12 protein-coding genes are annotated in these 10,429 nt (G+C 68.5%); 11 read left to right on the top strand and 1 reads right to left on the bottom strand.

Features of this window, described 5'->3' with window-relative positions; all coding sequences use genetic code 11:
• Positions 1-70: 70 nt before the first annotated feature.
• The 4 genes from IU448_RS10170 (at position 71) to IU448_RS10155 (ending at position 4,791) form a co-directional block, all read left to right on the top strand.
• Positions 71-349 (top strand): hypothetical protein, encoded by a 279-nt coding sequence (locus tag IU448_RS10170; RefSeq protein WP_195055346.1) that lies wholly within the window; start codon positions 71-73, stop codon positions 347-349.
• Between the two features lie 60 nt (positions 350-409).
• The gene (locus IU448_RS10165) at positions 410-1,957 is read left to right on the top strand and encodes a hypothetical protein (protein WP_324188561.1); all 1,548 of its coding nucleotides are present in this window, start codon (positions 410-412) and stop codon (positions 1,955-1,957) included.
• 225 nt (positions 1,958-2,182) lie between these two features.
• On the top strand, positions 2,183-3,994 hold the full coding sequence (locus IU448_RS10160) for a hypothetical protein (protein ID WP_195055345.1): 1,812 nt from the start codon (positions 2,183-2,185) through the stop codon (positions 3,992-3,994).
• Positions 3,991-4,791 carry an ESX secretion-associated protein EspG gene (locus IU448_RS10155; protein ID WP_324188560.1) on the top strand — a complete coding sequence of 267 codons (801 nt, stop codon included), beginning with the start codon at positions 3,991-3,993 and terminating at the stop codon, positions 4,789-4,791. The genes IU448_RS10160 and IU448_RS10155 overlap by 4 nt, the downstream gene beginning before the upstream one ends.
• Before the next feature lie 10 nt (positions 4,792-4,801).
• Here the strand turns inward: IU448_RS10155 and IU448_RS10150 are convergent, their stop codons facing one another.
• Positions 4,802-5,140, bottom strand: a complete 339-nt coding sequence (locus IU448_RS10150) for a toxin-antitoxin system YwqK family antitoxin (protein ID WP_195055343.1) — start codon at positions 5,138-5,140, stop codon at positions 4,802-4,804.
• A gap of 513 nt (positions 5,141-5,653) precedes the next feature.
• On the opposite strand from IU448_RS10150, the gene IU448_RS10145 reads away from it, so the two are divergent.
• From IU448_RS10145 to IU448_RS10115, 7 genes are all read left to right on the top strand, one after another.
• A complete protein-coding gene (locus IU448_RS10145) occupies positions 5,654-6,007 on the top strand; it encodes a hypothetical protein (RefSeq protein WP_195055342.1) in 354 nt (117 codons plus the stop codon).
• A gap of 28 nt (positions 6,008-6,035) precedes the next feature.
• The gene (locus IU448_RS10140) at positions 6,036-6,335 is read left to right on the top strand and encodes a YbaB/EbfC family nucleoid-associated protein (protein ID WP_195055341.1); all 300 of its coding nucleotides are present in this window, start codon (positions 6,036-6,038) and stop codon (positions 6,333-6,335) included.
• 99 nt (positions 6,336-6,434) lie between these two features.
• Positions 6,435-6,752, top strand: a complete 318-nt coding sequence (locus IU448_RS10135; RefSeq protein ID WP_195055340.1) for a type VII secretion target — start codon at positions 6,435-6,437, stop codon at positions 6,750-6,752.
• On the top strand, positions 6,749-8,179 hold the full coding sequence (locus tag IU448_RS10130; protein WP_195055339.1) for a hypothetical protein: 1,431 nt from the start codon (positions 6,749-6,751) through the stop codon (positions 8,177-8,179). Before IU448_RS10135 ends, IU448_RS10130 begins: the two co-directional genes overlap by 4 nt.
• 33 nt (positions 8,180-8,212) lie before the next feature.
• Positions 8,213-8,545 (top strand): PE family protein, encoded by a 333-nt coding sequence (locus IU448_RS10125; RefSeq protein WP_228812586.1) that lies wholly within the window; start codon positions 8,213-8,215, stop codon positions 8,543-8,545.
• A 42-nt stretch (positions 8,546-8,587) separates the two neighbouring features.
• Positions 8,588-9,583, top strand: a complete 996-nt coding sequence (locus IU448_RS10120; RefSeq protein WP_195055338.1) for a PPE domain-containing protein — start codon at positions 8,588-8,590, stop codon at positions 9,581-9,583.
• A complete protein-coding gene (locus tag IU448_RS10115) occupies positions 9,580-10,371 on the top strand; it encodes an ESX secretion-associated protein EspG (RefSeq protein WP_195055337.1) in 792 nt (263 codons plus the stop codon). The genes IU448_RS10120 and IU448_RS10115 overlap by 4 nt, the downstream gene beginning before the upstream one ends.
• The last annotated feature ends 58 nt before the right edge of the window (positions 10,372-10,429 follow it).

The following is a 10,429-nucleotide window of genomic DNA, read 5'->3' as shown; positions in this document are numbered from 1 at the left end:
TCGGTGGGGGCGGAACGGCTGTGCGGTTTCCGGAGCACATATGAGGACATCAGTGAGGAGCGCGGAGCATATGCGTATCGACCATCCGACCGAGGACGAGTTGCGGGAGAACTTTGCCGAAATGCTCGAATCGGTGCGTAACGGGGGCGGTTTGCGTACCGAGACCGGTCTCGACATCGAGACCGAGGAGGCGCTGTGGGATATCGCCCGGGCCTACCCGGAGGTCACCGGCGAACTCGTCGACGCTGCCCGCGCCGCGTTCGCCGGCCAGCTCGACGGCTCCAACGCCCGTCGGCATCGGGAGGAACTGATCCGTCAGTTCGAGGAAATGCGCCGCGGCGAGGACTGAGCGCCGCGTCCGGATTGCGGATGCGGACCGAGCGAGACCGGTACGAGGAGAGCTGCCGAAGTGACGAAATCAGAAGAGGTACCAGGCACCGCCGTGGCCGGTGACGATTCCCCGGGAGCGCCCGGTGGCCCGGCGCAACCGGGGACGGCGGCACCGGACCCGGCCACGGAGACCGACCCCGATGTCGGCTTCACCCTGACCCCGGCCGTTTCGGAACAGGATGTCGCCGAGCAGGCCCGTGCTCTCATGCACCAGGTCGCCCGGGAGCTGGGTGCGGTCGCGCCCGAGGGGTGGCAGCGGGTGGACGCGGTTTTCGCCTCGACGGTCGTGGCCGATATCGGTTTCGCCATTTTTTCCGACGCGCAGCAGCGCGCGGTGCGCTGGACCCCGACACCACAGGTGCTGGCCCTGGTCCGCGAGCACCGGCAATTGTCCGCTCGACTGGGCGACGGGCCGTGGTGGCGGTTGCTGCTCACGTTGACCAGCTCGGGGCAGATCGAAGTCGACCACGACTACGGCGACCAGCCCTTCCCCGACGACCAGCTGTTCGCGCCCGAGATCTACCGCGCCGATCTGGAGGCGTTTCCCCGCGCGACCCTTCCCGTGTGGCTGGCCGCCTACCTTTTCCATGGAGATCGTCAGCAGCGATCTCCGTCGGTGGCGGCGGTCCGGGCTGCCGCGGACCGGTCGGCCGGTGTCAGCGGCGACCCGGTCGCGGGCCTGCCCCCGTTTCCGGTGATGGCTGCTCGCTGGGCCGCCCTGTGCGCGGCGTTCGTCGCGGTCCGGTCGGAGTGGGGCCCCCGTCTCACCCCGGGGCTGCGCTGGTTCGAGGGCGCGAGCCGAAGCGGGAGCACCTTGCATTCGCTGCCGGGGGGTCGCGCCGTGCTGTCGGGCGGGGTGTGGAACGCTCCGGAATTGGACGCGGCCTACAACGGTGAAGCGTCGCTACCGGCGGTGTTCCGCGGTGCGCCGGAATGGGTCGCGGGCCCGGTACTCAACGATCGGTCCGCCACGGGACAACTCACCTTCTGCTACTGGTGGGACGGCAGCCGCTGGTACCGGGGTGAATCCCCGGCGCCGGAGGCCGTCGCTGCCGCGGTCCCGGGTGTCTGGGATGCGGCGACCGTGGTCCGGATCGTGACCGGCCTGGTCCTGGACACGGACCCGTCCGACGAGCGGCGGGCGGCGATCGAAACCTTTGTCGCCGCTGCGGAATCCGGCACCGTCACGCGTGCCATGTTGACCGATGTCTTTCCCGAAGCGGACGGGTTCGATATCGACAGTGCTTTCTACCAGCTGGTTCTCGGCGGTGTCACCGCTGCGGAACCGCTCCCGGAGCAGCAGGCGATCGACCGGGTCCGCAGCTACCTCACCGACAGCGGTGCGGATACCTCCGGATACCCGGTGGCGGATCTGCGCGCGGACCGAGTGGACGGGGGCTGGATGGTGTTCGCCCCGGTGGCGCCGGGCGAGATAGCGACCGGCCGGGCGATCTTCTATCTGGCCGACGACGGCGTGCTGGAACGTTCGTCGTCCTCGGTCGCGCCGTCGCAGTATCTGCCGGAATTCCGGCGTCGGTTCCGCGATCGAAACCGGACGCTCATCTAGCGGCGAACACTGTCGGAGGCGAGGCGATCCGGCAACGTTCATGCGCTGGTACCTTCCGTATCAGAAGGATTCGGCGCATGTTCAGCCGGTGGTGGGGCGACGGTAAGTACCGAATGCGATCTTCGGTGGCGACTCGTGCTGTCCCGGTTGCCCGCCGGTCTCGGTGAACTTCCGACACAGGCGACAACCGGCACCTGTATGTCCGATTCGGCAGGAGTGTGAGATATGGCCGGCGACAACCCCTGGGGCGCCCTCAGGGACAGCGCCGCCGGCGGCGGTTTCGTATTCGATGAAGCTGTCGCGGGCGAGGCCGCGGATTTGTGTGCCGATCTGATGAGCATCTTCAATGTGGTCAAGGAGCTGTCGCCGCTGACCAAACCGGTGCCCGAGTTCGGGAAACCCATTGTCGGGGAGTATCCGGGTGCGGTGCGCCTGCAGGAGAAGCTGGACGAGGCCGCGACGGATTTCGACGAGGAGGTCATGCCGAAACACCGGCAGCACGTCACCGATCTCGGCGAAGCATTCGTCCTGGCCGGGAAGTTGTACTCCGATACGGACCGGGATGCGGCGGGCGAGTTCGCACGGCGGGTGCGGGCCAGTTCGGCAGGCAATGATATCCGGGATGTCTTCGGGCATTACGATTCCATCGACGGTTTCGTCGACGAAACCTATACCAAGCGGCCGGATCTGGGGAACTTCGGCGAAGCGGGTAATCAGTACACACTTCCCGCGAGTCTGTCCGGGCTGCAGGGCACCCCTCAGGCCTACTCTTTCTCGGCGCAGGTGCCCCCCGGCGAGTATCTGGACTATCCGAAGGCCTATTACCTCGGCGAGCATCTCGCGGGCAAGTCGTCGTTCATGGAGGATCGGGCCACCTACTGGTACCGGATGCAGATCCAGCTCGACACCGGTTTCATCACGTTCGGCGAAGCGATGCGCGGCCTGGTGGATTCCGATCGCTGGCGGGGCACCGGCGCCGGCCGGGCCCGCGAGGCGGTGAACAGCTATCTGGGAACCAGCGCGGGTCTGACGACCGCGATGGGCAAAATGGCCGACAACCTCATGCATATGGCCCAATGGATCATGGGCACCTGGGTAGGGATGCCGCGGTTGATGTACTACGAGGCGTACAACGAGGGCGGCGAAACCGCCGTTTCGGAATACGAGAGCGTAGCGCAGGCGCACTACAACGCTTGGTACAAGCAGGGGGTCGAGCTGACGGATGGGGTGATCCCGAAGTTCCCGGCCCCTACGCCCCCGGGCGACACCAACGGCAACGGCAATGGCAACGGCAACGGCAACGGCGGCGGCGGGGGAGGTGGCGGCGGTGCAGGCGCCGGCGGCGGCACCGGTGCCGGCATGCCCACCGGAGGGCTGCAGCAGCCACAGCATCAACTGACCGCTGAACAGCAGGCGCAACTGCGCGAGATCGAACAGGCGCGCGCCGAACTCGAAGAACAGGCGCAGTTGCAGCAGGCGGCGCTGCAACAGCAACAGCAGGAAATGCAACAGCAGGCGTCGTCGCAGCAGATGATGCAGGCGGCGCAGCAGGGTCTGCAGCAGTTGGGCCAAATGGGTCAGCAATTGTCGACGGCCGCGCAGCAGGCGCTGCAGCAGGCCGGAATCACCGGTCTTCCCGGTATGCCCGCGCTACAGGATGCGGTGAAGAACTATCAGTCGGCCCTGCAGAAAGCGGGCAAACTGCCGGCCGGCTTGGGTGGTGGCGGAGCTGCTGGTGGTAGTAGCCCGGCCGGCGCGAAGACGCCGCCGGTGCCCAACGTGGAGAAGGCGGCCAAGCTGTTCCCCCGCGCGACCGTCGCGACCGGCGCTGCCACGGGACAGAGCACCGGGGTGGTCGCCGCGTCGCAGCCGGGTATGCCCATGGGCGGAGCGCCGATGGGTGGCGGCGGCGCCGGCGCTGCCCAGGGTGGCCAGCAGAAAGACCACAAACGCGCCGACTATCTCGACTCGACCGAATGGCTCGAGGAGGGCATCGGCGACCCGTCCATCGTCGCGAAGCCGGTGGTCGACCAGTGACCTCCGAGCCGCGTCGGTGGTCGTTCACCGATATCGAGTTCTATGCCCTGTGGTCGGAGCGGACCGGTGGCCGGCTGCCGTTCCCGCTTCGCTACACCGCCCGTACCGCTGATCCGGACCGGTTCCGCAGGGATATGCGACAGGCGCGCAATGAACTGCGAGACAGGCTGGGTACCGCATTCGAACCAGCGCTCACCGCGCTCACCGCGCCCGATATCCGCATCGGCATCGGCGGAAGCGATCACCGTGATCCCGATGATCCCAAGAGCCCCACTCGGTTGATCGGGGTGCGGAGGGAATCGCGCGGTGTCGTCGTGCGGACGCTTCCGGACGAGAACTTCTGGTACAGCGGCGGTTTCACAGTCGTCGAATGCGACGCCGTACGCCTCGCCGAGGTAATGGTGGCGAATATGCCGCCGTGTGAGATGGGTAAGCAGTCCGAGGTGATCCTCCCGGCCCGGAGCCCCGCTGCGGTACCGGACCGTTCCCTGGGCGGCCCGGCTGTGCACGATTCGTTCGCACCGACTCCCGCGCAGCGTAGCGCCGCCTTTCTCGCTGTGCCCGCTGAACGGGCGGGCACGATTCATGTCGAGCAGGGCTCATCGATCTACGGCCCACGCGGGATCGCCCGGTTTCAGCTCGAGTGGCGCGATCTCGTCGACGACGGCCGGTATCTCATCCGGGACTCGGACCCGCCCGTCGCAGTCGCTGCGGACGCGTCAGTGTTCACCGGGACCATCAATTCGAAGATCGCGCAGATCGTCCGGGTGATCAAGGACGAGCGGCAGCGAAGATGACCGGACCGGCTCAGCGCCGTTGCCCGTATCGGTTCCATTCCCGGACATCCACCGATCCGCCGTGGTCGTCGAAGAGGACGGCCGCGGCGGGCCGCCCGTCCGGGTGCCACCGTCGCAGCACGCCGCGCGGTCGACCCCGGTAGTTCTCGCCCTCGGATTTCAGGCGTCCGTCGGGCCACCATTCTCGCGTGCTGCCGTGTGGAAGGCCGTCTACGTAGAACTCCTGGGACAGCAGTTGTCCCGGTACGAGTTCTTCGACTACCTCACCGGTGAACGGCTCACCGTCGTACTCGAGCCGTAGGTCGTCGCCGATCGCAGTGGCGTCGGAGTTCAGATCGATACGCCTCATTGCGGATCTTCCGTCCGTTCGTACACGTAGAGCAGATTATCGGCCCGGAGGCACGAATCGGGCGTTCCGCGGTCGGCGCGGCGAATATGTGTGCATTCGCCGGTATCGGATCGATTCGGGTATTCGGCTGCCGTCGCCGGAAGCCCTCCGGCCCAGTGGGACCGGCGAGCACACCGTCGCCGGCATTGCCGACGACCCGAAACGTACCGGGGCCGTACCGTGACAGATCGGCCGGCGCCGCGCCGGTCGATTTCTTATTCGATTGTGGGGTCCGGGGGTGGGAGTCCCGGGATTGGACTGCGACAGCGTATATCCGGCGCGTGACCGTGTACGCCACATGTCTTCCCACCCTTGGAAATCGGCCGGCGGTCCACCGTGTTCGCGCAGCATGCACCGATTCCCACCACATCCCACGCCGACCGATAACCGCCGGTTCACCTTCCCGATCCATACTCGGGCGGGGTCCGGATCACGCGTCGCCGGCGGCGGCGCCCCAGCGAAGGCAGGAGGACGATGAGCGCAGCAGTTCCGGGAGACGCCGAGTTCCCCACCGAGTTCACCGCCCATTCACTCAACGGATCCATTCGGCTCCGGACCACCGAGATGGGCCTGCCCACCGCAATTTCCGTCGAACCCGGCGAACTCCGCCGCGACCCGGATTCGCTCGCCGCCGAAATCCTGCGGCTGTGCCGGCAGTCCGCGGCCCGGGCCGGTCTCGAGCGGCGCAGGCACCTCCAGGAAAAGGGTTTCACCAGCGAAATGCTGAAGTTGGCGGGTCTTCCGACCGAGGCGGAGGTTGCTCGCCAGGAGTTGGTGCAGGAGCAGGAGTACGAGACCGAACCGGAGAGCTGGCTCCGTTCTGTTTAGGGTCCGGAAGGGATTTCGAGGGGTTGTCATGGTCGAAACGATGGACGAACTCATCGCCCGGGTTCAGCAGCAGGTCTATCGGCTGACCGATCTGCAGGAGGCGATGGCCGCGATCGTGGTCGGCGAGACCTCCCCGGACGGTTCGGTAACGGTGGAAGTGGACGCAAACGCGGCCCTCACCGGGCTCGATTTCACCGATGGGATCAACAAATTGAGCCCCGCCGAGTTCGAGAAAGTACTGGTCGCGACCGCGCGGGCGGCCGCTGCTCGGGCGATCGCCGAGAAGGCCGCGCTGATCGACACCTTCAATTCGGAGAGCACGAGGTAGTCACCGACTGTTAACCGGTCGGCGATCGCGACCGGAGGTGCCCGCTGGGTACCGTTGACGACGAAACATTGTGGGATGTTTCGGGATTGGACAACAGACATGAACAACGTGCACGTTGTGCCCGATGCGGTTCGCCGGTACGGCAGCGAATCCGCGGCCATGGCCGCCGGAATCGCGACGACCGCTGCCGTAGATCAAGCGGCGACGGTCGGTTTCGCGGTACCGGCGTTCGGGCTGATCGGCCAGGAATTCCTCGTCGCCTTCGCCTATGCGCAGGCCAACCACCTGTCCTCGGTCGCCGAGCTCGCCGCGGTGCACGCCGGCACCGCGCTCACCGCGCACCAGGCCGCCGCGAACTACGAGCTCACCGACGCCGGTAACGCGGCGAATATCGGCGCGGTGAACCCCGGATCATGAGCACTCCAGGAGCGGCCCCGCTCCCGGGCGCCCAGCCGCCCCCCGGCGCGGATCCACTCGATCCGACGGTCTTGGAGCTGCTGCGGGGCAGCGCGCTGGCGCCCATGCTCGATATGCCGGTGAACGACATTCTCAACGGCATGGGCCTGCCGAATCTGCCGGAACTGCCGGCCTTCGGGCACCTACCCGGGCTGCCGGAGCTGCCGCCGCTGCCGATGCTCGATCTGAGTGCGCTCATGCGACCGCTCACCGATCTCGCATCGGCGTTCGGCTCCGGGCAGTTGGGCGCCCCGGCTCCGGCTCCGGCTCCGCCGCTCGCCGAGGGCGATGCGGCCGCCGCGCCGGCCCCGCCGCCGGGGATCGACCCGACGCAGCTGCTGTCGCAGGTGTCGACGGTGATGCAGACCGTGATGCAATTGGGCACCTCCGCGTTACAGGCCGCGATGAGCCTGTGGCAGGGGATGGGGGCCACGGAGGCAGCGGAAAAGGCCGGTCAGGCGCAGACCGATGCCGCGAAGCTCGAAGCGCAGAGCACTGGTGAGAAGCTCCATCTCGCCAAGGGCGCGACCAGCGTCGCGATCGGCCGCGGGGAAATGGCCGTGGTGATCGGCGCGTTCTCCGCGAAACTGGCACTGGCCCCGCTCTACGCGGGCTCGGGCGGCGGCGCGGCGTACCTGGTGGCGTCGGCGATCGAGGCGGCGGCCGAAGCCTTGGCCATCACCGTCAAGACCAAAGGCGAGCTCGGCATCGAGGGCGCCGCGCTGGCCCGGACCGGTGAGAAGGTGAAGATCACCAACGCGCCGACCGGGGTCGACCCGAGCCAGCAGATGAAGCAGCTCATGCAGATGATCGGCATGGTCACGCCGCTGATCAGCTCGGCGGGCCAGGCCGCGCAGGCACTGGGCAAACTCGCGCCCGCGAACACCGCACTGTCCGCGCCGAAACCGCCGGCCGGCGAGCCCGGCGACGGCGACTCCAGTGCACCGGATGCCGATGAGCCCGGTGCATCGGGTGGCCTGGGTGCCGGCGGCGGTCTCGGGGCGGGCCCCGGTGTCGTAGGCGCCGCGCCCGCACCGCTCGGTGCCTTCCCCGGGTCCAAGGCGGCGGTACCCGGCCCGCTCGGCCCGGTCGGAGCGCTCGGCGCGACGTCACCGGGTTCGGTCGCGGGTATGTCGTCCGCGGCGGCCCCCGCCGCCGCGAGTTCGGCCGCCGGGAACAGCCCGGGCTATATGCCGATGGGCGCGGGGATGGGGGCGGCGGGGATGGCGCGCGACGGCGAATCGGTCACCGACGGTTCGGCGCGCGGTGCGGTCTCGGCCGAACACGGTGACGAAGTGGTCGGGCCGATCGAAGGTATCGCGGTGCCCGTGGTCGGTGCGGCGGAATCGACCTCGGAGCCCCCGCCGGACAAAGAACTCACGCTCTGACACGAGCCGGCAACCAGAACACAGGAGGGTCTCATGGAGAACGAGATGGGCGAGGTGTACGACGGCGTCCGATTCGACCCGGCCGCGGCCGGGAAGGCGTCGTCGGGCCTGGACTCGCTGGCCGATCGGCTCGCCGCCGAGCTGACGGCGGTTCAGGATGCGCTGACCGTGGGGCCGGCGGGGGTGGACGAGGTATCCGGCCGGGCGTCGCAGACCCACAACGATGTCGCGGTGTCGTATCTGACCAGCGCCCAGGCCAGTGTGCAGGAAATGCGCAAATTGGCGGCCACGCTGCGGCTCGGTACCAGCCGGTTCGACGGTATGGAAACCGACAATGCCGCGAACCTCGGCGGGTTCGAGGTCTGACCGGCTCCCGCAGTGCCGATGAGCGAAGGATATTTCCCAGCGATGATCGAACCGCCACAACCCGGCTTCACCGGTGTGGTGTGGCCCGCGCGCCCGGCCGACCGGCTGGCCCGCGAGCTCTCCACCGGTCCGGGGTCGGTGCCGATGGCCGAGGCCGTACAGGCATGGACGCGGCTGGCTGCCGCTTTCGGGGCCGCGGTGGTGGAATACGAGAAGGCCGTCGCCGATATGCGCGGCGCATGGGGGTCCGGGCGCAGTAACGAAGTACTGCAGCGGATTTCGACACTGCGGGATTGGCTGGTGGAAGCGGCGGGTGCTGCCGCGGCCAACGCGGCGAAATTCCAGGCACAGGTGGCCGCCTACGAAGTGGCGCGGCTGGCCATGCCGCATACCGCCGATCTCGAACAGATCCAGCAGGTCCAGCGGATGCTGGAATCGGTCGCCGGTATGGTCGGTGCGCCGATCCGAGCCGTGGCCGCCGAGACGGACAAGGATTCCGACGTGGCGAAGGCCGTGGCCTCCCGGGTCATGGAGAACTACGAAAAGGCCACCGAACCCCTGGCGCTGCCGTGGCAGCAGACAGCACCGCCGGTGGTCGCGCCGGAGACCGCGCTGGCTGCCGAACATGCCGCGGCCGCAACGGCGACTACCGCGACGTCGCCACCTGTGCGAGGCGGCATGCCGCCGGCGGCCATGGGCATCGGGTCCGTTCCGATCCCGGCCGCCGTGCCGCGGGTACCGTCCGCCTACAGCGCCCCCCTGTACGCCCAGTCGGCGACCACGCCGGAAACGGCCCCGCAAACCACCCCGGTCACTGGTGCCGGAGCCTCTTCCCACGCCGCCCCACTTGCACCGGGCGCGACTGCCGGCGCCGGCGGGCCGGCTCCGGACGCTTCCCGCTTCCCCCGCGCCGGGCTATCCGGTGACGAGGGTGATCACCTCGGCGCCGAGAACGAACTCCGTGCCGCCCCGGCGGTACTGGGTGGTGTCGAACCGGCGGCTCCCGGACCGGAGACGCGGGCCGGAGGTGCATCGTGACGACCCTGACAAACGACGCGCTGCTCGCGGTCGCCGAACGCCTGGGGGTGCAGACACTGCCCCTGGTACTCGCCGCCGGACCACAGCAGGACTCCTACGAAGAATGGCGGGCGGCGCGTGAGCGGGCCGTCGCCGAGCTCACCGCGGCGGGGGTTTTCGACACCGAAGGCGATGTCGACCCCGAAACAGCGCAGGCGTTGTTCGTGCTGGCCCAGCCGGACCGCGAGCTGGTGGCCCGCGGTTTCGCCGAGGACCGCACGCTACGGCTGTGCCTGGCCCGGCGCGGCGAACAGCATGCTCTGGCGGTGCGCGAGGGAGATCGTTTCGATATCGCGACGATCTGGTGCGACGGTTCACCGGAGGCGCTGGCCCGCCCACTGCTCGTGGCGCTGGGTCCGGCCGAGGCCGCCGCGGTCGCGGGGTTCAGCGCACCGGCCGACGACCTCGCCGCCCGGCTCGACCGGGCCGAAACCACCGGCGATTTCGCCGATGCCATCTACGCCCTCGGCGTGGGCGACCGTGACGCCACGGTGCTGGCCGCGGCCTTCTTCTCCTGCCGGGGCTTCACCGAAATCGTGGCCTACAGCCATACGGACGGTCGCACCACGCGCGCGCCGGGCGCCGTCGCGGTCTACGACACCGACCGCGGCCGGATCTCGGTCGCGCCCACGGTCTCGCCGGATCAACAGATCTGGTCGACGGTCACAACGGGTAGCGATCACCGGGTGACGCAGGCAATCGCCACGTTGCTCGACGGCCTGCCCGGGGGGAGGTGGCTGACACCGTAATTCCCCAGGTGACAACCCACCGGCCCGAGATCTCGCGATCTCGGCGGAAAACCAACCT

The sequence above is a fragment of the Nocardia flavorosea genome, assembly GCF_015477805.1.
In the GTDB taxonomy this organism is placed as follows: domain Bacteria; phylum Actinomycetota; class Actinomycetes; order Mycobacteriales; family Mycobacteriaceae; genus Nocardia; species Nocardia flavorosea_A.
The sequence above is the reverse complement of the archived record's forward strand: the minus strand, read 5'-3'. Positions and strand labels throughout refer to the sequence as shown.

Bases quoted from the DNA above. Each gene is read 5' to 3' on its own strand.
- IU448_RS10130 (WP_195055339.1), top strand. From the start codon at position 6,749: ATGAGCACTCCAGGAGCGGCCCCGCTCCCGGGCGCCCAGCCGCCCCCC.
- IU448_RS10170 (WP_195055346.1), top strand. From the start codon at position 71: ATGCGTATCGACCATCCGACCGAGGACGAGTTGCGGGAGAACTTTGCC.
- IU448_RS10145 (WP_195055342.1), top strand. From the start codon at position 5,654: ATGAGCGCAGCAGTTCCGGGAGACGCCGAGTTCCCCACCGAGTTCACC.
- IU448_RS10120 (WP_195055338.1), top strand. From the start codon at position 8,588: ATGATCGAACCGCCACAACCCGGCTTCACCGGTGTGGTGTGGCCCGCG.
- IU448_RS10160 (WP_195055345.1), top strand. From the start codon at position 2,183: ATGGCCGGCGACAACCCCTGGGGCGCCCTCAGGGACAGCGCCGCCGGC.
- IU448_RS10150 (WP_195055343.1), bottom strand. From the start codon at position 5,140: ATGAGGCGTATCGATCTGAACTCCGACGCCACTGCGATCGGCGACGAC.
- IU448_RS10140 (WP_195055341.1), top strand. From the start codon at position 6,036: ATGGTCGAAACGATGGACGAACTCATCGCCCGGGTTCAGCAGCAGGTC.
- IU448_RS10125 (WP_228812586.1), top strand. From the start codon at position 8,213: ATGGAGAACGAGATGGGCGAGGTGTACGACGGCGTCCGATTCGACCCG.
- IU448_RS10135 (WP_195055340.1), top strand. From the start codon at position 6,435: ATGAACAACGTGCACGTTGTGCCCGATGCGGTTCGCCGGTACGGCAGC.